The sequence below is a fragment of the Streptomyces sp. A0592 genome, assembly GCF_004795115.1.
In the GTDB taxonomy this organism is placed as follows: Bacteria; Actinomycetota; Actinomycetes; order Streptomycetales; family Streptomycetaceae; genus Streptomyces; species Streptomyces erythrochromogenes.
This window is the reverse complement of sequence record NZ_SSBM01000017.1, coordinates 122,767-143,239: the sequence shown is the minus strand read 5'-3', so window position 1 is coordinate 143,239 and position 20,473 is coordinate 122,767. Positions and strand designations below refer to the sequence as shown.

Below are 20,473 nucleotides of genomic sequence, written 5' to 3'. Positions count from 1 at the left end.
CGGGGCTCAGGCGGGTTGTTCCATGGTCGGGGTGGCCCGGGCGATCAGGAGGGCCACGTCGTCGTGGACTCCGGGGTGGCGCATGGTGTCCAGCAGCAGGTCGCAGGTCTCGTCCAGCGGGCGGCGGGGGTCGTCGAGGGCGTCGAGGAGGACGTCGAGGCGTTTGTCGATCGGATCGTCGCGGGTCTCGACCAGGCCGTCGGTGTAGAGGACGAGCTGGTCGCCGGCCTCGACCGGGATGCTGACGGTGTGGAAGGCGACCCCGACGCCGCCGAGCGGCGCCCCGGTCGGCAGGTCGAGGAGCCGGCGGGTGCCGTCCTGGCGCAGGAGAACCGGGGGCAGGTGCCCGGCCAGGGAGAGGTGCCACTGGGCCGCGCGGGGGTCGTAGACGGCGTAGACGCAGGTCGCGATGGTCTCCAGGCCCTCGGTGACGTGGTCGAGGTGGTGCAGGACCTGTGCGGGGTCGAGGTCGAGATCGGCCAGGGTCCGGGTGGCGGTGCGGAGCTGGCCCATGCTGGCCGCGGCCCCGACTCCGCTGCCCATGACGTCGCCGACGACGAGGGCGGTCTTGTCGCCGCTCAGGGGGATCACGTCGAACCAGTCGCCGCCGATCTCCATCGTGGCCTGGGCGGGACGGTAGCGGGTGGCGACTTCCAGGCCCGGCCGCCACGGCGGCGTGTGCGGCAGCAGGCTGCGCTGGAGGGTGAGTGCGGTGTGGCGTTGTTCCTCGACCGCCCGGTGCCGCTCGGTGACGTCCACGCTGGCGGTGGCGACGCCGAGCACGGTCCCGTTGGGGGCTTCGAGCCGGTAGAACGAGATCGACCAGGCATGGTCGTGGTCCGGGTCGGCCGGGGTACGGCCGACGGTGTACTGGTCCACGATGGGGACGCCGGTGGCCAGCACCTCGCGCATCGCGGCCTCGAAAGACGGGTCCACGGCCGGCAGCACCTCGTGGACGTGCCGGCCGATGTGCTCGGCGGCGGACACCCCGTTGAGGCGTTCCTCCGCCGCGTTGACCGATACGTAGCGGAGGTCGGTGTCGAGGACGCCGAGGCCGACCGGCGACTGGTCCACGAGGCGGGCGGACAGCGCCAGGTCCCGTTCGAGCTGCCGTACCGTCGCCTGGTCGGCTGCCAGGCCCAGGGCGTAGTACTCCTGCTGGGAATCCAGCAGCCGCATGTTGCGGAACTCGACCATGCGCGTGCTGCCGTCCTTGTGCCGGACGGGGAAGACGCCGACCCAGCTGACCCCGCCCTCCATGACCTCGGCGAACATGTCCAGCACGACCGGGACGTGCTCCTCGTGGAGCAGCAGGTGGCCCGCGTACTCCCCGAGCGCCTCCTCCGCGGTGTAACCGAACAGTTCCTCGGCCTGCGGGCTCCACAGATCGATCCTGCCCTCGGCGTCGAGGAGGATGGCGGCCACGCGCAGCACGTCGAGCAGGCCGCCCGGCCCGGACGCGGCGGGGCGCGCCTTTCCGGGATCGCCGTGCGAGGGCTCGATCGCTCCCATCTCCGGGCTCTCCTTCCGGCCGCCGCAGGCTGGGGCCCTACCCTCCCAGCCATTTCATCGTCCCTCTCCGCGCGACACGCGTGCACGCCACACCCCCGCCGGACGGCCCAGCGACAACCGTGCGTCACCCTCCGGCCACGGAATCGTGGGAAACGGGGTGTCGGTTGCGGGCGTCAGCCGCGGATCTGGCTGGTGATGGTCGGGTCGGTGATGGACGTGTCGTCGGCCAGCAGCAGGGCCTTGCTCAGGATGACCGCGAGGGTCCGGTCGCCCTCGTAGGGGAGGTAGCCCGTGTCCGGTGCGGCTTCCGCCTTCGGGACGATGCACAGGTACTGGTCGTTCGGCGACATCAGGATGTTCCCCGAACCGAGGTGGATCTTGTACGTGTGCAGCTCGCCCCGCACGTGCAGGAACCGGCCCTCCACCGTGCAGCGGTCCGCGACGGCCAGCCTCGGCACGAGGCGCTCCAGCAGGGCCCGCCGGGTCTCGGCGCTCGCGCCGAGCTCGCCGAAGCCGTAGGAGGTCCAGTAGTCCCGGAAGCGGCCCTGCGGCCCGCCGTCGGACCAGGTGGGGTCGTTGCCGACGCTGGCCACGCCCACGAACAGGTCCACGTCGCGCATCACCTCGCTCAGCACCAGCTCGGGTATCCCGGCGAGCGGCAGCGGATCGACGCGGCCTTCGCCGCCGCGCCGCTGCATCGTGTACGCGCCGCCGGTGCAGTGCGCGTGGTTCGGCGGGGCGTCGATCGGATAGAAGCGCACCTGGTCGGTGCGCAGCCGCAGGTAGCTGCCCGACTCGGTGGTGTCGCCGTAGTGGTCGCCGGTGTCGTCGGCCTCGGTCCAGTACTCGGCACGCAGCCCCCACTGCGGCAGTTCCCGGACGGCCGGGGGGAGGCTGTCGTCCACGCTCAGGCGCAGCTTGTTGCGCCAGCCCCGTACGGCGGCCAGCGCGTGGAACTGGTGCTGGCGCAGGATGTGGCCGGCGAACCGGTTGGAGTAGGTGGCGGTGGTGCGCTCGGCCTCGGTGAGGGGGTACACCTCGCGGTGGGCCTGCTTGAAGGGCTGGGTCACGCCGCACGCTTCGAGGCGCTCGCGCCAGGCGGTGATCTCCTCCCGGGTCCGGCCGACCGGGTGCCACAGCCCGACCTCGGCGTCGGGGCGGGCGCGGACCCGGTCACCCGCGAGATCGCGTACGTCCCCTCCGTCGACGAGGACGGGGATGCCGTCGACGGTCCAGATCAGGCGGCGGGCGAGGGTACCGACGAGCGGATGGTCGGCAAAGCGCTCGCGCCAGGGCCCGTACGACCACGTCCGGCGGGCGAGGAACTGCCGGTCGAGCCGCTCCACCTGGGCGGAGAGCGTCCTGTCGATGTCCTTGACGGCGGCCTTGAGCTCCTTGAGGTCGCCGGCGTGGTCCCGCCGCACTGCCGCGGGAGGGGACTTGACCGTCTTCCCGGCCGACGTGCGCCACGTCAGGACCGCCTTGGAGCCGCAGATCCCCACCAGGGCGGTGCTCTCCCCGAGCGCGAACGCGCCGTGGCCCACCGCGGTCGCGGATCCGGCCAGGCCGAAGGCCGGGACGGCCAGCTCTTCGACCTCCTCACGGCTCATCCCGAGGGCCTGGGCCCGTGTTTCCAGGGCCGTTTCGATGATCTTGAGGGTGCCCTTGTAGGTGACGCGGGACGCCAGCCGTGCCAGCTCGGCGAGCGCCCCCTCGCCCTCCGACCGGGCCAGGGCCGTGACCCCGGCGTTGGCCACCTTCGGGTTGAGCGGCCCGTGCCCCGGTACCTTGCGCAGGCACCTCTCCACGAGGACGCCGAGCGCACGCGGCGTATCGGGATGTGCGGGCAGCAGCGGCAGGAACCAGGCCAGTCCGCGCAGGGCATTGGCGTTGTGCGGGTCGAGCTGCTTGTCGTGCCAGGAGTCCGTGAGTTCGAGCGTACGGGGGCGGCCGAGGAGGCCGAACCAGCGGAGCACGGACCGGCGCAGCTCATCGGGGTCGGCGGCCGTCTCCGCCAGGAGGGCGCGGGCGGTCTTCTCCCATGCGGCGGTGGGCCGGGCCGCGGTGGCGGTGACGGCATGGGCGAGCAGCGGCTCCCATCGCCCGTCGGCCATCGCCTCGTCCGCCCAGAGCTCGCCCATGTTGAGGGCGGGGCCGTCCAGTTGGGCGAGGGCCGCGGAGAGATCGGCGACGGCGTACGAGACGAGCAGGCTGCGCCTGAGAGTGGCGACCGCGGCCGGCGGGATGCTGCGGCCGGCTGCCAGCTCGGCCCGGACGCGGGCGGACCAGCCCTCGTAGTACGTGTGGAAGGTGTTTCCCAGGTGCAGGAAGGCGGTCCGGTCGGCCGCTTCCCCATCGGTCGTCGTCGCGTGGTGCATGAACCCGAGAGTAGGTCCCGGCACTGACAACGCCCGTTGCGCGCCGGTGGGGTGGGACGGGGCATGATTTTCCCCGTGGATGAGGGCGAAGCCCGTCGCGGGCGAACGCGGTACACGCGCACCGACAGGGAGCGCGGCCGACCGGCCCTCGGGCCACGCCCATGTCTTGTACGGCCGGCACGTCACGGACGTGCCGGGGCTCTACCTCGCGCTCGGCAAGGCGGTGGGCGGGCCGGGCGGCTACCTCGGCGCCGACCTGCACGCCCTCGCCGACTGCCTGGGCGGCTTCGGCCACTCCGGCCCAGCGACGCTGCTCCGGCAGGACTCCGCCGTGGCGCGCGAGCACTGTCCCACACTCTGACGCCGGACGGAGAGCCCTACGACCCGTTCCGCTGCGTGCTCGACGTCCTGGCCGAGCGCAGGATGCGGGTCACCCGGGGAGGCGGAAGCCGTTGAAGAGGTCGTCCATGCCGCGCAGTGCCAGGCGGTTCGGTGTCGCGCGGACCGCCAGGTCCCGGGCCGTCGCCGCGAGCGGGTTGCGGAGGGCGCCCAGGCGGCCCACGCGGCGGGCACGGAGGCGGACGGCGTCGGTACGGCCGCGGCGGGCCGCAGTGTACGCGGCGAGGGCCGTCGGCACGGCGTCGCCGGAGTCTGCACGGCCGCCCGTGTCGCCGGTGTGCCCGGTGTCCCCGGTGCCTCCGGCCGGGAGCAGGTGCGCGAGGACCACCGCGTCCTCGATGGCCTGGCAGCCGCCCTGGCCGAGGTTGGGGGCCATGGCGTGGGCGGCGTCGCCGATCCAGGCGATCCGGCCGTGGTGCAGGCGGGGCAGCGGCGCGGCCAGGTCGTACAGGTCGTTCTGGAGGACGTCGGCGGGGTCGAAGCGCCCGACGCGGTCCAGCAGGGCCGGGATCGGATCGTGCCATGAGCCGAAGCGGCGGCTCAGTTCCGCCCGGGCGTCGGCCGGCCGGGCGCCGGCCGGGACGACAGCGGTGGCGTAGAGGTAGTACCGGCCGTCGGCGAGCGGTGTCACGCCGAAGCGCTCCCCCCGCCCCCACGTCTCGCTCATGGAAGGTATCCGCAGGTCCGGGGCGTCGACGAGGGTCCGCCAGGCCGTCTCGCCGATGTAGTGCAGGCCGGGGTGATCGGGGAAGTACGCGCGCCGCAGGGGGCTGTGGATCCCGTCGGCGGCGACGACCAGATCGGCGGGAAGGTCCGGGCCCTCGGCGGTACGGACGGTCGGGCGGCCGGTGGCGTCGTCCACGCCGGTCACGGTGGTGCCGTAGCGGAGGGCTTCCGGCGGGAGGGCGGCGGCCAGTGCCGCGGTGAAGGCCGGCCGCGGGACGGCGATCGGCGGCATGCCGTAGCGGGCCGCCATGTACGAGGTCTCGGCGCGAGTGAGCCACCGGCCGTCGGAGCGGCGAACGCCCATCGTGGCGGGTACGGCGCTGCCGGCGGCCCGGGCCGCGTCGACACCGATGGTGTCGAGGGCGCGCAGGGCGTTGGGGGCCAGTCCGATGCCGGCGCCGGTGCCGGGGGGTTCGGGGGCGCGTTCGCAGACGGTGACCCGCCAGCCGCGGCGGTGCAGTGCGATGGCGGCGGTGAGGCCGCCGATTCCGGCCCCGGCCACCACCGCGTGGCGTCTCTGCATGAACACCTCTCCGTTCGGTTCGCGCACCTTCTAGTACGTCTCCAGGACCTGGTCCGACACGGCGAAGACGTCCTCGCAGTCCGGGCAGGTCGCCCGGCCGAACAGGTACGTCAGACCGTGTGCGACCTTCTCCTGCCCCGCCTCCGTCGCCATACGGTGCAGGCGGGCGGGCAACGGGTCAAGGGCGGCCGGGTCCGCGGGCAGCAGTGCCGCCTTGACCGGATCTGACGTGACGTAGTCACCGGCCGAGGCGAACGTTCCGTACTCGCCGAAGGCGACGAACAGCGTCGACGAGCACGCCGGGCAGTCGACTTCGTACTCCTCCGTGAACAGGCCCTCCAGGCGGCCCGGGCTCCAGACCCGCTCGCCCTCGAAGGCCAGGATGCCTTGCAGGAGGTAGACGAAGGCCGGGGCGTCGTCGCCGGTCTCGCCGAGCAGCCGGCCGGCCGTCCGGAGGAAGACGGCGATCTCCTCCGCGTAGCGCGCGGTCTGCTCCTCGTCCGCCGCCGAGACGATGAGGCCGGCCATCGACACGGCCTCGTCCGGTGCGCCGGGGGCGCGGCCGGCCGCGACGGCGGCCAGGTACGGGAGGGCGAGGAAGCTGTCGTCGTAGACGCAGCCCTGGTGGCACAGGTCGTTCCACAGGTCGCCCCAGACCTGCCCGTCGTCCTCGCCGCCCAGGCGGGCGAAGGCGGCGGCCAGGTCGTCGGAGGGTTTTGCGATCATGGCACCGGATCCTTGCAGACACGGCTCCCGCACCGGCGGGCGGCCCGGCTCACCCTGCGGTCGCCTGTCGAGCGTCAGCTCGTGCCGTACCGGCCCGGTCACCTTCTCGGCCCGGTCACCGCGTAGGCGGCGGTGCCGACCGCCGCGACCGTCAGCGCGGTCCAGGTGCTCGCCGCCGTACCCGGCGGTTGCAGCATCCAGGTCACGACCTCCAGCGGCACGCCGGTGAGCGGCGGGGAGAACGACGAGAGGGCCAGCCACCCGACGGGCACGGTCCAGGCGTACGCCGCACCGCACAGCGCCGCTCCGAGGGCGGCGAGTCCCATCAGCCCTGCTGCGTCCCTGACGACGAACGCGGCGGTCGCGAGGTCCTCGCCCAGGATCCGCAGCCCGAGGAGCAGCGCGCAGGCGGACGTGCCCGCGAGCAGTTCGTGCGCGGTCCTGCGGGTCCACCAGCGGATCGCGGCGGTCCGGTCCAGGGCCGGGTCCTGTCCGCCGAGTCCGGTCGAGGCCGCGGCGGCCGCGATGGCGAGGACGAGTGCGGCCGGACGCGGATCGCCGGGGGCGGCGGCGCCGTCCCCGGCCAGGGCCCACACCCCCAGCGCGCCGGTCACCGCTGCGGCGAGCGCCGCGGGCACCTGCCGCGAACGCGCGTACAGCACCAGCCATCTCACGGCGACTCGGCCTTTCCGGCGAGGGCGCCGAGCGGGTCGCCCGCGCAGCCGAGCGCGGCGGCACGCGCGGCGTTGATCCGTGCGAGTTGTTCGTCCGTCGGCAGCGCCTTGAGCTCCTGCCACACCGGTTCGGCCAGGGTGAGCTGTTCGGCCCTGGAGTGACCGTTGCCGTCGAGGGGCAGGAGGTCGCCGAGGACCCAGGCCGCCGCGATGCTCTGCGCGACGGTCTCCACGGCCGGACCGCCCTCACGGTCGCTGCGGGGGCGGCAGACGGGGGCCATGCCCTGGGCGACCAGAGCCCTGACCAGCGCGTCGCCGCGTGCGCCGGCGATCGTTTCGTCGTCGAAGTCGACCACGAGGACGCCGTCGTAGCGTTCCGGGGTGGCGCCGATTTCCCGCGGGGTGGTGCTCTCGTGGATGACGACCGGCGCTCCGTCGCCCAGTGCCCGGTGCAGCAGGCTCAGGGCCTTCCGGCCGGGGCCGGTGAGGTCGGCGAGTCGTGCCCGGTGCGTGTTCGTCACGCACACGGGGCCGTCGCACACCTGCCGGGCGGCCGCCTCGTCGACGACGTACGTCCGGCGCGGGTCGGAGGGCAGGACGAGCAGGGCGAGCGCCGCGCCCGCCAGGACGGGTGCCAGGGCGAGCAGCCGGGCGCGCGGGGTCGCCGCGGCCAGCAGCGCGAAGCCGGTCGCGGCCAGTCCCAGGAGCCAGAGCGTCTGTCCGACGTGCACGGAGGCGGACAGGGTGAACAGCACCTCGCGTACCTGTGCCACCGCCGGTGACAGCAGGGAGAGACGGTTGGGGACGGCTGCCTCCGGTACCGCCCTCTCGTCCGAGACGCGCAGGACGTTGGTGAACACCAGGGCGGCCACGGCCAGTACGGGCGGGGTCAGCACGGACGGCACGGCCCGCCCGACTCCCATGCCCAGTACGGCGCCCGCCCCCAGGGAGAGCGCTCCCACCAGCGAGATCGGCAGCCAGCCGAAGTGCGCGTAGCCGGTGCCGGCGAGCACCTGGACGGCTCCGACGAGGACGACGAGCGCGAAGGCCGAGGTGAGCGTCAGGGCTGTGGCACCGGCGAGCGCGGCGGCCCGGTGGCGGGCGGGCCTCGGTGTGCTCGCCAGCAGTTCGGCGGTCCCGGAGCGGTGGTCCCGCAGTCCCTGGAGGGCCCCCAGTCCCACGGCAACCGGCCACAGCAGGATCAGCAGGGAACGGGTCCACAGGGCCATGGAGGTCCACTGGGCCGTCCACCGCGCGGTGCCGGTCCACCACAGTCCGGGGATCAGGTAGAGGAGCGCCAGCGGTGCCGCGAGGAGCACGAGTCCGGCCCAGGGGGCGACGGAGCGCCGCAGTTCGATGCGCAGGACGCGGAAGTTCACCAGTTCCCCCTCTGCTCCCGGGGGTCGAGCAGGAGCGCCGAGTAGCCGCGCTCCAGCGGGCTGTCGCCGACGTCCTCGGGGCCGCCCGCGGCGGCGAGCTGGTCGGGGGTGCCCTGGAAGACCAGCCGGCCCTCGGCGAAGAGCACGACGTCGGTGCACGCGGCGGCGACGTCCTCGACCAGGTGGGTGGAGACGACCACGCAGGCGTCCATGCCGAGTTCCTGGAGCAGTTGGCGCAGGCGCAGCCGCTGCGCGGGGTCGAGGCCGACGGTCGGTTCGTCGAGGAGGAGGACCTTCGGGTCGTTGACGATGGCCTGGGCGATGCCGACCCGGCGGACCATCCCGCCCGACAGGGTCTTCATGCGGTGGTCGGCGCGGTCGGCGAGGCCGACCCGTTCCACGGCGCGTTGCACCGCGCCGGGGATGTCCGCTTCCGGCACTTCCTTCAGCCAGGCCATGTACTCGACGAACTCGCGCACGGTGAAGCGCTTGTAGTAGCCGAACTCCTGCGGCAGGTAGCCGATCCGGCGGCGCAGTGCGCGGTGTCCGCCGGGACCGCCGACGGACTCGCCGAGCAGTTCCAGGGTGCCGGAGGCGGGGCGCAGGACGGTGGCGAGTGCTCGGATGAGGGTGGTCTTGCCCGCCCCGTTGGGGCCGAGCAGGCCGTGTACTCCGGTGCCGAGCGACAGGTCGAGCCCGTCGACGGCCGTACGGTTCCTGCCGACCGTGACCTTGAGTCCGCGGGCCTGGATCTCCCAGGCGTAGGCGGTGGGTGCGAGGTCGGCGGCGTTCACCGCGCGCATGGTGGTGGGGTCCTTCCGGTGGGTGGTCATCGATGGGCTCCGAGTACGGAGTAGGCGCCCCTGCGGGCGATGACGACGGCGGTGGCGAGGGCGAGGGCCAGGCACCACGCGGGCAGTCCGGCGCTCTGGAGGGCGAGGGCGGCGCGGCCGGCGGCCAGGGTCGGCGCCACGATCACCGCGGCCCACACGGCCACGAGGGCGACGGCGGCGCGGGTGACGCCGACGACACCGCCGAGTGCCAGGGTCGCGGAGGTGAAGGCCAGGCAGGGCAGGAGCCATTGCACGAGCATGACCCCGGTGGCCCATCCGGCGACGAGCAGGACGGGGAGGAGTACGGCGAGGACGGCGGCGGTGCGCCTCAGTACCAGGGGCAGCCCGGCCCGGGGCGCGGAGGCCGTCAGTTCGTACGCGGGGTCCAGGCCGCGCGACCAGGACGCCGCGACGCCGAGCACGGGCAGGACCGGGGCGAGCAGCAGTACGAGCGACACCTCGCCGGCGGCCGTACCGATGCCCGGGCCCGCGAGGTCGAGTACGAGGGCGAGCACCGTCACGGTCGCGATCATGGCCAGCCAGGGCACCATCGTCGGTGTCAGCCATCTCGACAGCCTCCGCGACAGGCGGGCCGACCGGCCGGCCGACCTGCGTCGTCGCGTGTGCGGCACGGCCGGGGCGGCGGACAGCTCGGCCTCGATGCCGGACCACACGGTGTCGACCAACGCCATCACGCCGGGCGCCTGCTGCGCCACGGCGGCCGCCAGCCGGTCACGGCAGACCCGGCAGGCCTCCAGATGGGCCTCCAGGGCCCACAACTCGTCGGCTGCGATGTCCTCGTCACCGCGCGCGTAGGCGTCGACGATCCGCCCCGAAGCGTGTTCCACGCTCATGACAGCGCCTCCCTCATCGCGATCCGGGCCCTGCGGGCGCGGGTCTTGACCGTGCCTTCGGGCAGTCCGAGCAGAACGGCGGTCTCCCGGACGGACAGCCCGTCGAGGACCATGGCCTGGAGTACCTGTCTGAGCTCGGGTGCGAGGCGCCGCAGTGCGTCGCCGACGTCGGAACCGACGGTCGCGGCGAGCGCCTCCTCCTCGGCCGCGGGCGCCACCGGCTGCGGGGCCGCGGCGGGTGGCGGCTGCGCGTGGTGGGCGCGGCGCCGGAAGGCGTCGACGAGGCGGCGCGCCGCTATCGTCCACACCCAGCCGACGGCGGTCCCGCCCGCGGCGCTCCCGGCGAACGCGTCGGCCGCGCGCCACACCGCCAGGTACGTCTCCTGCATGACCTCGGCGACGATCTGCTCGTCGGCGCAGCGGCGGCGCAGCCGCACCGCCAGCCACGGCGACGTGCGCCGGTACAACTCCTCGAATGCGGCACGGTCGCCCTTCGCCACGAGCCGGACGAGGCGTTCCTCGTCCACTTCGTGCGGCGCCGCCGCCCTGACTGATCTCACGCCTGCTAGACGCCCGGTTCGGCCTGCGGGTTTTCGATTCGGGGTGATCTGGGTCACGGGGCCGGCGCCCCGGCGGGGCTCAGTGCGGGGCACCCGCCGTGTCGTAGCGGACCGGAAGCTCCGTCAGGCCGCGGGCGCGCAGGGAGGGCCGCCAGCGGGGTGCGGGGCTCGCGGATTCGAGGACGGGGTAGCGCTCCAGGAGGGCGGCCAGGGCGATCTCGGTCTCGGCGCGGGCCAGTGGGGCGCCGAGGCAGTAGTGGATGCCGTGGCCGAGCGCGAGGTGGCCCGAGGTGTCTCGGTCCAGGTCGAGGAGGTCGGGGCGGGGGAAGCGGGCCGGGTCGCGGTTGGCCGAGGCGAGCGAGAGCAGGACCGTTTCCCCCGCCGGGACGGTCACCCCCGCGATGGTGACGTCCTCGGTCGGGAAGCGGCGGATGGCGAGGGGCGCGGGGCCCTCGTACCGTGCGAGTTCCTCGACGGCGGCCGGGAGGGCGGACGGGTCCTTGCGCAGGCGCGCGAGTTCCCCGGGGTGCTCCAGGAGCGTGTGGATCGCGTTGCCGATGAGCTGGACGGTGTTCTCGTACCCGGCGAAGAGGATGAGGAAGGCGAGCGACATCAACTCGTCCTCGCTGAGCCGGTCGCCGCCGTCGCCACCGCCGTCCCGGCCGTCCCCGTCCCGGACGGCTATCAGGTCGGACAGCAGGTCGTCGCCGGGGCGGCTGCGCTTGTGCGCCATGAGTTCGGTGAAGAAGCCGAGCATCGCCACCACCGCTTCCTTCGCGGCGCGGGGCCGGTTGGGGTCCGGGGCGATGAGCGCGTCCGTCCAGGTGCGGAAGTCGAGGCGGCGGTCCTCCGGCACGCCCAGCAGGTCGCAGATGACGACGATCGGCAGCGGGGCGGCGTAGGCGGCCACCAAGTCGGCGGTTCCGGCCGGGCCGAGGGCGTCGAGCAGGCGGTCCGCGGTCGCGCGGATGGGTGCGCGGAGCTGCTCGGTGCGGCGCGGGGTGAAGGCACGGCTCACGAGCCTGCGGATGCGGGTGTGGTCGGGGGGGTCCATGTTGAGCAGGTTGGCGTCCAGGGCCGGCGGCAGCGAGAGCCCCCGGTAACCGCCTTCCGCAGCATGGGACTTGTCCAGGGACAGACGGGGATCGGCGAGGGCGGCGCGTACGTCGTCGTACCGCGTGACCAGCCATGCCGGGGTGCCGTCGGTGCCGGTGATGCGGCACACGGGTGCGGTGTCGCGCAACCGGTCGTGGACGGAGTGGGGGTGTTCGATCAGTTCGCCCTGAAGATCCATGGGGCCAACCTTAGGGTCATGCGGCGAGCGGCTCTTCGGGTCCGTCCGCGCCGGTGTGGGGTGCCCCTGGCCTCGACGCACCCACCGGAAGGAGCGTTCGCACGGTCGAGAGGGAGATCACCGACTACTACACGCAGTTCGGCGAAGCCGAGCGGCTCCACACCACCGCGACGGGACGCCTCGAACTCCTGCGGACCCAGGAGCTGATCCGGGCCGTTGTGCCGCCCGGACCGGCCAGGATCCTCGACGTCGGCGGCGGTCCCGGCACCCACGCCCGCCGGCTCGCCGAGGACGCCTCCTTCGACGCCGTGCTGCTCCTCGGCCCGCTCTACCACCTCACGGCCCGGGCCGACCGGATTGCCGCCCAGGCCGTCCGGGTCGCCCGGCCCGGCGGGCTCGTCACCGTCGCCGGAATCAGCCGGTACAGCCTTCTCCCGGACTACACCGTGCACGCCGGGCTCTCCCCCGATCGCCCGCAGCCCCGCGAGGAGGGGGCGCGCACAGGCCACGGCGTCCGCGTTCCACTCGACCAGCGCGCCCACGAACACGCTGTAGACGGCGGCGTGCCACTGCGGCATCTCGCCCCAACTGCGCGGCCAGATGCGGTCCCAGGTCGCGGGAGTGCTCGACGAGCGTCTCCTTGGGGAGGGCGGCGAGGGACCCGTGGGCCGCTTCCAGCCACAAGATGCTGTGCTCCGCGATCGCGGCGTCGAAGGTCCACGGCGGAGCGGACCGCTGTGTCGGGTGTGGTCATCGGCATAGTCCAAGAGTCGAGCGCCGGCCGGGCCGGGCCGACGCCCTCGTCGGGGCCGGTCCCGCTGTCCGAACCGGCTGACATGCTCGTTCTCATGACGGATGACACCCTGCCCGAACTCGCCCGGATCTCCGACGGCCGCGAGGTGGCTCCCGCTCTCCGGCACCAGTTGATCGACTGCTGGACGGAGGTCTCCAACTCGGGCGGCGCCGCGGGGTTCCCCTTCCCGCCCGTGGACCACGAACAGGTGGCTCCGGTCGTGGACGAGCTCCTCGGCCGACTCCATCCGGGGCGGAGTCTGCTCGTCACCGCCGCGTTCGGCGCCGTCCTCGCCGGCTGGGTCGTCCTGCGACGTGATCCCCACCGGCTCGTGGAGCACTGGGGTACGGTCCACCACCTGCAGTCCCGCCCCGGGTTCCGCGGCCGCGGAGTCGGATCCGCCCTGATGCGGGAGCTGCGGGAGGCCGCCCGCGACGAACTGGGGCTGGAACAGCTCCGTCTGGCGGCCCGGGGCGGAGAGGGCCTCGAGGGCTTCTACGGCCGACTCGGATGGCGTGAGGTCGGCCGCTGGCCCGGCGCCCTGCGCCTCGCACCCGACGACACCCGGGACGAGGTTCTGATGCTGCTCGACGCCCTGTGACCGGCCGGCCTCCCGGTACGGGACCGGGAGGCGGACCGGGCGCGGGACGGGCGTGGGACGGGTGGCTCAGCGGACTCAGCGGAAGAGCATGGACGCGTCCCCGGCCGGCGTGGTCACCGAGCCCGGGCACAGGAAACTGCCCGAGGCCTTGGTCGCGGTGAAGGCCCGGTTGAGGTACTTCCGGGTCGTACCGTCGCGGTCCCACACGATGTTCGCCGCCTTGTAACGGCAGGAGATGAAGCTCTGCCGGCCGGTGATGTCGATGAGATCCGTCCGGGCCGTGCCGGCCGCGTCGTCGAACGTGAAGGCGGGGTTGTTGTTGAGGGTGGCGGCGATACCGCCACCGCAGGCGAGGTTGCCTCCCGGCGTGTTGATCGTGGTGCGGTCGACGGTGAGGGCGTTCGGGGCGGCGGCGCTGGTGCTCCCGTTCGTCCAGCTGCAGCTGTTGCCGGCGACGACCATCACGCCGTCGACCTTCTGGTCGGCGGCCGGGGCGGCCGAGCCGTACGCCAGGGCGGTGCCGGTACCTGCCAAGCCCGCCGCGACGACGAGTGTCGCGATCCCGGCGACGCGGGCGAGTCGTGTGGTGCGGGAGATGTGCGCGGTGTGCCTCATGGGTCGCTCCTCCATGCCACGTACTGGTGGGGGTGGGCGAGGCGCTGGGCCTCTCAGGGGGTGCGGAGTGCGTGCCGGGAGCGTCCCACAGCCACCTTGAAGTGTCAGGAGCCTGTCAGGTGCATGGCAATATTTGGCTTGAATTACCGGTCGGTACGACATGGGGGCCGCCCCGGCACGCGCCGTGAGGTCCGCCTCCCGGATGACGGGCACAATGAGGAGAGACCTCGATCGAAGGGGGGCCTGGCGATGCCATCGGACCGGCCAGGGGGTGCGGGCGACGGCGCCTCCGGTCCGATCCGGTCCGAGCCGGGGTCCCTGCTGGAGCATGTGTCGGTCGCCGTGTTCGGCATGGACGACGAGGAGCGGATCCGCTACTGGGGCCCGGGCGCGCGTAACCTGTTCGGCCACACGGCCGAAGAGGTGCTGTCGCAGCCGGCCTCGGTCCTCTTCCCCGACCCGGCCCCGGGAACCGCCGGCGGGGCCGCGCAGCTGGTGGAGCGCGGCCGGAGCCTCGGCTACTGGCGGGTCCGGATGCCCGCCCGGCACCGTGAGACCGGGGTCTTCGACTGCGGCTTCCGGGTGTTCCCGGTGACCGGGACCGCGGGCGACTCCGTGGTCATGGGACTGGCCAGCAGGGGCGACGAGCTCGACCGGGTCAAGACGAACCTCGTCTTCCTCGACGCCCTCTTCGAGACCTGCCCGATCGGCCTGGTCATGCTCGACGAGGAGCTGCGGTACGTCCACCTCAACCAGGTGCTGGCCGACATGGACGGGCTCCCCGTCCTGGAGCACCTCGGGCGGCGCATGACCGACATCATGGTCACCTCCGACGGGGGCGAGTACGAGCGCATGCTCCGGGCCGTGGCCGAGAAGGGCGACCCCCTCGTCGGCGCGCTGGTGGGGCTGCGCACACCGGGCCGGCCCGACCGGGACCAGGTCCGCTCCGTGAGCTTCTTCCCGCTGAGCGGGGCGGGCGACACCCGGCCCGGCGTGGGCGGGCTGCTCGTCGACGTGACCGACCGGGAACAGGCCCTGCTCGAAGCGACGGCCGCCCGGCAGCGGCTCGACCTCCTGGACCGCGCATCGGCCCAGGTCGGCACCACCTTGGACCTGGAGGTCACCGCCCGCGAACTGATCGACGCCGTCATGCCCGACTTCTGTGACGGCGCCGTCGTGGAGATGGTCGAGTGGATGTACGAGGACGAACGGTTCGACCCCGCGCTGCCCCTGACCACCCGCCGGATCGCCGCCGACACGGTCCTTCCGCCGCCCGCCACCGAACTGGTGGGCGGCCTGGAGCGGGTCACATACCCGCCGGGCTCCGGCATCCACCAGATGCTGAGCAGCGGCCGCCCGCTCTCGGTCGTCGTCGACGAGGCCTTCGCGACCCGTACGGCCGCCCACCAGGACCGGGCCCGCCTGCTGCTCGACAGCGGTCTGGGCGGCATCGTCCTCGCGCCGCTCATCGCACGGGGCACGGTCCAGGGCATCGCCATGTTCGGCCGGTCCACCGACCGCCCGGCCTTCACCGAACAGGACGTCACCCTCGCCGGCGAGCTGGCCTCCCGCGCCGCCCTGTGCCTGGACAACGCCCGCCTGTACGGCCGCGTCCAGGACATCGCGCTGACCCTCCAGCGCGCCCTGCTGCCCAGCGCCGTGGCATCCGGCGCCCACGTGAGCGTCGCCCACCGCTACCTCCCGGGCAGCCGGATCACGGAGGTCGGGGGCGACTGGTACGACGTGATCAACCTGCCCGGCGACCGGGTCGCGCTCGTCGTCGGTGACGTCATGGGGCACGGCGTACCGGCCGCCGCCTCGATGGGGCGGCTGCGCATCACGGCCAAGGCCGTGGCCGCCCACAGCCGCACCCCCGAGGCGCTGCTCACCGAACTCGACACGTGCGCCCAGGAGTCCGGCATCCAGCTGGCCACCTGCCTCTACCTCGTCTACGACCCACACACCGGCCGCGCCCGCATCGCGAACGCCGGCCATCCGCCGCCCCTGCTGCGCCACCTGGACGGCACCGTCCAGACCATCGGCGAGGGCCTGGGGATCCCGCTGGGTGTGGGGGGCGTCCCTTACCGGTCGTCTGCGATCGACCTGCCCGAGGGGGCGGTCCTCGCCCTCTACACCGACGGCCTCATCGAGGCCCGGGGCCAGGACATCGGAGCAGGTCTGGACGCGCTGCGGGACCAGCTGCGCACGGTGACCGGGCCGCTGGAGGAGGCCGCCGACCGGATCATCGCGAACCTGCTGCCCGACGAGGCGACGGACGACACGGTCCTGGTCCTGGCCCGGATCCGCCGCGCCGCTCCCTAGGGGGTGGTGGTGCTGCGCAGGACTCCGATCTTGTCGATGCGGTGCTCGGGGTTGCCCTGGGCGTCGCTCCAGAAGTTGCCTTCGGCGTGGTCCTCCGGTGTGGCGCAGGTCGAGATCGTGATCATGGCCCGGGTGGGGGTCGCGCCGGGCGAGCCGGGGACCGCCGCGCGCTGTTCGTCGAGGGAGCGCTGCGACCGGAAGGACGTCTTGCGGGTCGTGGTGATCTCGTAGGTGTACTCCACCCCGCCCGCTACCACGGTCACCGTGTCGCCCTCGCCGACGGCGGGAAGGTCCCGCAGCGGGCCGCCGGCCGACAGGCGGTGGGCGGTGACCAGGAAGTTCCCCACCTGGCCGGGTCCGACCCCGCCCCGCTTCCCGTACGGGCTGGCCGCGTGACCGCGGTCCTGGATGCGGGTGCCGGGCACGTCGTCGGTGGTGCCCTCGTACGGCACCACGCGCAGCCCGGATATGCCCGCGGAGGGTATGGACAGGACCGACTCCCGGGTGCGGACGTCGACAGGGTCCTTGGCGGGCGTGGCCGCGGGTGCGTGTGCCGCGGTGGCCGCGGGCAGGGCCGGGGCGGTGGCAGGAGCGGAGCCGGTGGTCGCGGGTGCCGCGGCCGTCCTGGGCGGGGCCGCGGGGCCGGCGGCGGCCGAGGGCCCGCAGGCCGCCAGCAGGGCGGTCACGGCGCCGGCGAGTACGGCGGGGACGGCTCGGGACGGGAACGGCGGGGGCATGGGCGCATCCGTGGGGGTCGGTCGCCCGGGTCGAGCGGCAGGTGGGTGACCCGGTGACGGCCAGGGTGACATACGGAGCAAGAAGTCCATAAGGGTCCGGGTCTGTGACCTCGCTCCCCGCGCCCGTTTGCCCGGGCCGGCGGACGGCGCCGGGGCCCGGGGGAACGGGACTGCGGTCAGGGCCTGCGGCCGGCGCGGAGCTCCAGGTGCTCCCCCGGGAACCGTCGGCGGAAGCCCCGGTCGTGCGAGACCGCGACCACCGCTCCCGGGTACGCGGCGAGGGCCGCCTCCAGGTCATCGACCAGGTCGAGGGCGATGTGGTTCGTCGGCTCGTCCAGGACCAGGAGGTCCGCCGGGCGGGTCACCAGGTTCGCGATCTGCAGCCGTCGCTGCTGGCCCGAGGACAGTGCCGCGACCGGGACGTGCAGGTCCTCCTCGCGGAACAGGCCCAGGGCCAGCAGCGGCCGGGCGTACTCCTCGGGCGGCCCGGGCCGCCCGGCCGCGAAGGCGGCGAGCAGCGGGAGCCGGGTGGAGCGGGCGGGCAGCTCCTGCGCGAGGTACCCGATCCGGGCCGGGCGGCGCACGGCCCCCGCGTCGGGCTCCAGGTCGCCCGCCAGGACGCGCAGCAGGGTGGTCTTGTCGGCCCCGTTCTCGCCCGTGACCAGCAGTCGCTCCCCCGGCGCGATGGCCAGCAGGCCGTCGAGGCGGAGCCTGTCCCCGACGGCCACGCCGTCGAGCTCGGCGAGCGGGGTGTCGGCGTCCCGGCCCCCGCCGCCCGCCGCGGACAGCGCCGCCGTGAACCTCAGGGGTTCCGGCGGTGCCGGCACCGGGTTGCGTTGCAGGTGGGCCAGCCTGTCCCGGACGGCCCGGACCTGTCCGCCGAGCTTGGCCTCGTGCGACCGGCGGTGTTTGCCGAAGCCCTGCCGCGGGTCCTTGCCGGTGGCGGCCAGGCGTTTCGCGGCGGCTCCGAGCAGGTCCTCGGTCCGGGTGAGCTCCGCCAGCCAGTCCGCGTGCTCCTGCTCCGCGCGCCGGCGGGCGGCCGCCTTCGCGGCGCGGTAGCCCGGCCAGCCGTCGCCGTACCGGTGCACGGTGCGCGCGTCCCGGTCGACCTCGAGGACGGTGGTGGCGATGCGTTCCAGGAAGCCCCGGTCGTGGGTGACGGCGACGACGGTGCCCCGGTGGGCGCGCAGGTGCTCTTCGAGCCAGTGCACGGCCGCGGCGTCGAGGTGGTTCGTCGGCTCGTCGAGGAGCAGCAGTTCGGGCGCGGCGGCCAGCACGCAGGCGAGCGCGAGCCGGGACTGCTCGCCGCCGGAGAGCGAGCCGAGCGTGCGGTCGCGGGTGGTCCCGGCGAGCCCGAGGCCGTACAGGGCGGCGTCGACGCGGGCGTCCGCCTCGTAGCCCCCGCGTTCCCGGTACGCGGTCAGCAGCTCGCCGTAGGCGTCGAGTTCGGCGGGGGACGCCTCGGCGAGGCCCTCCTCCGCCGCGCGCAGCCGTCGCTCCATGTCGCGCAGGTCCGCGAGGGCCAGGTCGACGGCGTCCTGCACGGTGTGGCCGGGGTCCAGATCGAGGGTCTGGGCGAGGTGCCCGGTGCCGCCGGGGAAGCTGACGGTGATCTCGCCGGTGTCGGGCGGCTCGGCTGCGGCCAGGAGCCGTAGCAGGGTGGACTTGCCGGATCCGTTCTCGCCGACGACGGCCGCCTTCTCGCCGGGGCGGACGGTGAAGGAGACCTGGTCGAGGATGGTCCGGGTGCCGTAGGACTTGGAGACGTCCCTGACGGACAGCTGTGCCACGGCAGCGGGCACGGCGGTGCGGGCGCGTTCGCGCATGGTGCTTTCCCTGGTGACGTGAAGGGTCGACGGGCGGCGGAGGCGGCGGGGCCGCCGTGCCCGGACTCAGGGGAAGCAGGAGAAGGACATACATCGACCATAGCAAGACGATGCGTCTCGTCTCAACTCATTCATGCCGCCTCCTCCGGCGGCGCTATTCGACCTTGGCCCAGTCCAGGGTGCGCTCCACCGCCCGCTTCCAGCCCTCGTAGCCTTCCGTGCGCCGCTCCTGCGACCACTGGGGCTCCCAGCGCTTGGACTCCTGCCAGTGGGTGCGCAGTTCGTCCGTGTCCCGCCAGAAGCCGGTGGCGAGGCCGGCCGCGTAGGCGGCGCCGAGCGCGGTGGTCTCGGCGACGACGGGGCGGCTGACCGGTACGCCCAGGACGTCGGACTGCGTCTGCATGCACAGGTCGTTGGCGGTGACGCCGCCGTCGACCTTGAGCACGTCGAGGTGTACGCCCGAGTCCTGCTCCATGGCTTCCACGACGTCGCGGCTCTGGTAGCAGATGGCCTCCAGAGTGGCCCGCGCCAGGTGGCCGTTGTCGTGGTAGCGGGCGAGGCCGACGATGGCGCCGCGGGCGTCGGAGCGCCAGTACGGAGCGAACAGGCCGGAGAAGGCGGGGACGAAGTAGATGCCTCCGCTGTCCTCGACCGTGCGGGCCAGGCGTTCGCTCTCGCCGGCGTCCGTGATGATCTTCAGCTGGTCGCGCAGCCACTGCACGGCGGAGCCGGTGACCGCGATGGAGCCTTCGAGGGCGTAGACCGCGGGGCTGTCGCCGAACTGGTACGCCACGGTGGTCAGGAGGCCGTGCTGCGAGCGGACGAGTTCCGTCCCGGTGTTGAGGACCAGGAAGTTGCCGGTCCCGTACGTGTTCTTCGCCTCGCCGGGCGCGAAGCAGACCTGGCCGACGGTGGCCGCCTGCTGGTCGCCGAGCACGCCCGTGATGGGAATGGCCTCCCGCAAGGGCCGGGAGGTGCGGGTCCGTCCGTACGCCTCGGGGTGGGAGGACGGGTTGATCGTGGGCAGCATGGACCGGGGGATGCCGAAGAAGCCGAGCAGTTCGTCGTCCCAGTCGAGGGTCTCCAGGTCCATGAGCATGGTGCGGCTGGCGTTGGTGACGTCGGTGGCGTGGACGCCTCCGTCGGGGCCGCCGGTGAGGTTCCACAACACCCAGCAGTCGGTGTTGCCGAAGAGGGCGTGGCCCTTCTCGGCGGCCTCCCGCACCCCGTCGACGTTCTCCAGGATCCACTGGATCTTTCCGCCGGAGAAGTAGGTGGCCGGGGGAAGCCCCGCCTTGCGGCGGATGACGTCGCCCTGGCCGCCGCGCTCCAGCGCCGCGGCGATGGAGTCGGTACGGGTGTCCTGCCAGACGATCGCGTTGTAGTAGGGGCGCCCGGTGCGGGGGTCCCAGACGACGGTCGTCTCGCGCTGGTTGGTGATGCCGACGGCCGCGAGGTCGGAGGCTTCGAGGTTGCCGTGCCGGAGGGCGTTCTGGATCACCGAGTTGGTGCGCTCCCAGATCTCCACCGGGTCGTGTTCGACCCATCCCGAGCGCGGGAGGATCTGGGAGTGCTCCAGCTGGTGCCTCGCCACCTCGCTGCCGGCATGGTCGAAGATCATGAAACGGGTGCTCGTGGTGCCCTGGTCCACCGCGCCGACGAAGTCAGCCATGGGGTGCGCCTCCTCTGGGTTCCGCGTGTGGGGATCCGGCCGGGACGGG

At 73.6% G+C, this 20,473-nt stretch carries 18 protein-coding genes; 3 read left to right on the top strand and 15 right to left on the bottom strand.

What is annotated here, in order from left to right; genetic code table 11:
• Nucleotides 1-6 precede the first annotated feature (6 nt).
• Together E6U81_RS23825 and E6U81_RS23820 are read right to left on the bottom strand one after the other, a co-directional pair.
• On the bottom strand, nucleotides 7-1,512 hold the full coding sequence (locus E6U81_RS23825) for a SpoIIE family protein phosphatase (RefSeq protein WP_136232119.1): 1,506 nt from the start codon (nucleotides 1,510-1,512) through the stop codon (nucleotides 7-9).
• A 173-nt stretch (nucleotides 1,513-1,685) separates the two neighbouring features.
• Nucleotides 1,686-3,890, bottom strand: coding sequence for a DUF4132 domain-containing protein (locus E6U81_RS23820; protein WP_136232118.1), 2,205 nt, complete (start codon nucleotides 3,888-3,890; stop codon nucleotides 1,686-1,688).
• A 166-nt stretch (nucleotides 3,891-4,056) separates the two neighbouring features.
• Between E6U81_RS23820 and E6U81_RS41965 the strand changes: the two genes are divergently transcribed.
• Nucleotides 4,057-4,251 carry a hypothetical protein gene (locus E6U81_RS41965; protein WP_346766166.1) on the top strand — a complete coding sequence of 65 codons (195 nt, stop codon included), beginning with the start codon at nucleotides 4,057-4,059 and terminating at the stop codon, nucleotides 4,249-4,251.
• 69 nt (nucleotides 4,252-4,320) lie between these two features.
• On the opposite strand, the gene E6U81_RS23810 is transcribed toward E6U81_RS41965, so the two are convergent.
• The 9 genes from E6U81_RS23810 to E6U81_RS23770 form a co-directional block, all read right to left on the bottom strand.
• Nucleotides 4,321-5,538, bottom strand: coding sequence for an FAD-dependent oxidoreductase (locus tag E6U81_RS23810; RefSeq protein WP_136232117.1), 1,218 nt, complete (start codon nucleotides 5,536-5,538; stop codon nucleotides 4,321-4,323).
• A gap of 30 nt (nucleotides 5,539-5,568) precedes the next feature.
• Nucleotides 5,569-6,264, bottom strand: a complete 696-nt coding sequence (locus E6U81_RS23805; protein WP_136232116.1) for a hypothetical protein — start codon at nucleotides 6,262-6,264, stop codon at nucleotides 5,569-5,571.
• A gap of 98 nt (nucleotides 6,265-6,362) precedes the next feature.
• Complete coding sequence (locus E6U81_RS23800) at nucleotides 6,363-6,938, bottom strand: hypothetical protein (protein WP_136232115.1); 576 nt, start codon at nucleotides 6,936-6,938, stop codon at nucleotides 6,363-6,365.
• Nucleotides 6,935-8,317, bottom strand: a complete 1,383-nt coding sequence (locus E6U81_RS23795; RefSeq protein ID WP_136232114.1) for a hypothetical protein — start codon at nucleotides 8,315-8,317, stop codon at nucleotides 6,935-6,937. Before E6U81_RS23795 ends, E6U81_RS23800 begins: the two co-directional genes overlap by 4 nt.
• On the bottom strand, nucleotides 8,314-9,120 hold the full coding sequence (locus tag E6U81_RS23790; protein ID WP_136232144.1) for an ABC transporter ATP-binding protein: 807 nt from the start codon (nucleotides 9,118-9,120) through the stop codon (nucleotides 8,314-8,316). Before E6U81_RS23790 ends, E6U81_RS23795 begins: the two co-directional genes overlap by 4 nt.
• Nucleotides 9,121-9,146: 26 nt before the next feature.
• Entirely contained in the window at nucleotides 9,147-10,004 is an 858-nt protein-coding gene (locus E6U81_RS23785) for a zf-HC2 domain-containing protein (RefSeq protein ID WP_136232113.1), read from the bottom strand.
• On the bottom strand, nucleotides 10,001-10,564 hold the full coding sequence (locus E6U81_RS23780; RefSeq protein ID WP_136232112.1) for an RNA polymerase sigma factor: 564 nt from the start codon (nucleotides 10,562-10,564) through the stop codon (nucleotides 10,001-10,003). The genes E6U81_RS23785 and E6U81_RS23780 overlap by 4 nt, the downstream gene beginning before the upstream one ends.
• A 79-nt stretch (nucleotides 10,565-10,643) precedes the next feature.
• Nucleotides 10,644-11,858: a cytochrome P450 gene (locus E6U81_RS23775; protein WP_136232111.1), complete on the bottom strand. Its 1,215-nt coding sequence runs from the start codon at nucleotides 11,856-11,858 to the stop codon at nucleotides 10,644-10,646.
• Nucleotides 11,837-12,436, bottom strand: a complete 600-nt coding sequence (locus tag E6U81_RS23770) for a hypothetical protein (protein ID WP_136232110.1) — start codon at nucleotides 12,434-12,436, stop codon at nucleotides 11,837-11,839. The genes E6U81_RS23775 and E6U81_RS23770 overlap by 22 nt, the downstream gene beginning before the upstream one ends.
• Before the next feature lie 270 nt (nucleotides 12,437-12,706).
• Between E6U81_RS23770 and E6U81_RS23765 the strand changes: the two genes are divergently transcribed.
• Nucleotides 12,707-13,252 (top strand): GNAT family N-acetyltransferase, encoded by a 546-nt coding sequence (locus E6U81_RS23765; RefSeq protein WP_136232109.1) that lies wholly within the window; start codon nucleotides 12,707-12,709, stop codon nucleotides 13,250-13,252.
• Between the two features lie 75 nt (nucleotides 13,253-13,327).
• Here the strand turns inward: E6U81_RS23765 and E6U81_RS23760 are convergent, their stop codons facing one another.
• Nucleotides 13,328-13,867: a hypothetical protein gene (locus E6U81_RS23760; RefSeq protein WP_136232108.1), complete on the bottom strand. Its 540-nt coding sequence runs from the start codon at nucleotides 13,865-13,867 to the stop codon at nucleotides 13,328-13,330.
• A 249-nt stretch (nucleotides 13,868-14,116) separates the two neighbouring features.
• On the opposite strand from E6U81_RS23760, the gene E6U81_RS23755 reads away from it, so the two are divergent.
• A complete protein-coding gene (locus tag E6U81_RS23755) occupies nucleotides 14,117-16,189 on the top strand; it encodes a SpoIIE family protein phosphatase (RefSeq protein ID WP_136232107.1) in 2,073 nt (690 codons plus the stop codon).
• Here E6U81_RS23755 and E6U81_RS23750 read toward each other — a convergent pair.
• The 3 genes from E6U81_RS23750 to glpK form a co-directional block, all read right to left on the bottom strand.
• The gene (locus tag E6U81_RS23750) at nucleotides 16,186-16,926 is read right to left on the bottom strand and encodes a class E sortase (RefSeq protein WP_136232106.1); all 741 of its coding nucleotides are present in this window, start codon (nucleotides 16,924-16,926) and stop codon (nucleotides 16,186-16,188) included. The two genes, E6U81_RS23755 and E6U81_RS23750, sit on opposite strands and share 4 nt — an antisense overlap.
• A gap of 176 nt (nucleotides 16,927-17,102) precedes the next feature.
• Nucleotides 17,103-18,752, bottom strand: a complete 1,650-nt coding sequence (gene abc-f, locus E6U81_RS23745) for a ribosomal protection-like ABC-F family protein (protein ID WP_136232105.1) — start codon at nucleotides 18,750-18,752, stop codon at nucleotides 17,103-17,105.
• Nucleotides 18,753-18,906: 154 nt separating this feature from the next.
• A complete protein-coding gene (gene glpK, locus E6U81_RS23740; RefSeq protein WP_136232104.1) occupies nucleotides 18,907-20,424 on the bottom strand; it encodes a glycerol kinase GlpK in 1,518 nt (505 codons plus the stop codon).
• Between the last annotated feature and the right edge of the window lie 49 nt (nucleotides 20,425-20,473).

Excerpts from the sequence above, each read along its gene's own strand:
- E6U81_RS23770 (WP_136232110.1), bottom strand. The coding sequence starts at position 12,436 with ATGCCGCAGTGGCACGCCGCCGTCTACAGCGTGTTCGTGGGCGCGCTG.
- E6U81_RS23755 (WP_136232107.1), top strand. The coding sequence starts at position 14,117 with ATGCCATCGGACCGGCCAGGGGGTGCGGGCGACGGCGCCTCCGGTCCG.
- E6U81_RS23765 (WP_136232109.1), top strand. The coding sequence starts at position 12,707 with ATGACGGATGACACCCTGCCCGAACTCGCCCGGATCTCCGACGGCCGC.
- E6U81_RS23825 (WP_136232119.1), bottom strand. The coding sequence starts at position 1,512 with ATGGGAGCGATCGAGCCCTCGCACGGCGATCCCGGAAAGGCGCGCCCC.
- E6U81_RS23785 (WP_136232113.1), bottom strand. The coding sequence starts at position 10,004 with ATGAGCGTGGAACACGCTTCGGGGCGGATCGTCGACGCCTACGCGCGC.
- glpK (WP_136232104.1), bottom strand. The coding sequence starts at position 20,424 with ATGGCTGACTTCGTCGGCGCGGTGGACCAGGGCACCACGAGCACCCGT.
- E6U81_RS23775 (WP_136232111.1), bottom strand. The coding sequence starts at position 11,858 with ATGGATCTTCAGGGCGAACTGATCGAACACCCCCACTCCGTCCACGAC.
- E6U81_RS23810 (WP_136232117.1), bottom strand. The coding sequence starts at position 5,538 with ATGCAGAGACGCCACGCGGTGGTGGCCGGGGCCGGAATCGGCGGCCTC.
- abc-f (WP_136232105.1), bottom strand. The coding sequence starts at position 18,752 with ATGCGCGAACGCGCCCGCACCGCCGTGCCCGCTGCCGTGGCACAGCTG.
- E6U81_RS23760 (WP_136232108.1), bottom strand. The coding sequence starts at position 13,867 with ATGAGGCACACCGCGCACATCTCCCGCACCACACGACTCGCCCGCGTC.
- E6U81_RS23750 (WP_136232106.1), bottom strand. The coding sequence starts at position 16,926 with ATGCCCCCGCCGTTCCCGTCCCGAGCCGTCCCCGCCGTACTCGCCGGC.
- E6U81_RS23790 (WP_136232144.1), bottom strand. The coding sequence starts at position 9,120 with ATGCGCGCGGTGAACGCCGCCGACCTCGCACCCACCGCCTACGCCTGG.
- E6U81_RS23805 (WP_136232116.1), bottom strand. The coding sequence starts at position 6,264 with ATGATCGCAAAACCCTCCGACGACCTGGCCGCCGCCTTCGCCCGCCTG.
- E6U81_RS23820 (WP_136232118.1), bottom strand. The coding sequence starts at position 3,890 with ATGCACCACGCGACGACGACCGATGGGGAAGCGGCCGACCGGACCGCC.